Source organism: Paraburkholderia sp. RL17-373-BIF-A (genome assembly GCF_046030175.1).
Classification (GTDB): Bacteria; Pseudomonadota; Gammaproteobacteria; order Burkholderiales; family Burkholderiaceae; genus Paraburkholderia.
Window position 1 is genome coordinate 1 of record NZ_JARESO010000518.1, and the last position, 278, is coordinate 278.

At 62.2% G+C, this 278-nt stretch carries 1 pseudogene; it reads right to left on the minus strand.

Features of this window, described 5'->3' with window-relative positions:
* Positions 1–278 (minus strand): annotated as a pseudogene (locus P0D80_RS51610) (transposase domain-containing protein); the annotation flags it as partial.

Below are 278 nucleotides of genomic sequence, written 5' to 3' on the forward strand. Positions count from 1 at the left end.
CTCCCGGCAACGCGCCACGGCAACAGATCGTCGACACGATTGATGGGGGTCAGCGATATGAGTCAGGACGTATTCAAGGTAAGCGCGCGGGTTGATCCCGTTGAGCTTGCACGTCCCGATCAGGCCATACATCGCAGCGGCCCGTTCACCTCCGCTGTCGGAGCCGGCGAACAGGAAATTCTTGCGGCCCAGGCTGACACAGCGCAGGGCATTCTCGGCCAGCGCGTTACTGATCTCCACACGGCCATCGGCGCAGTACAGCACGAGCGCATCCCACT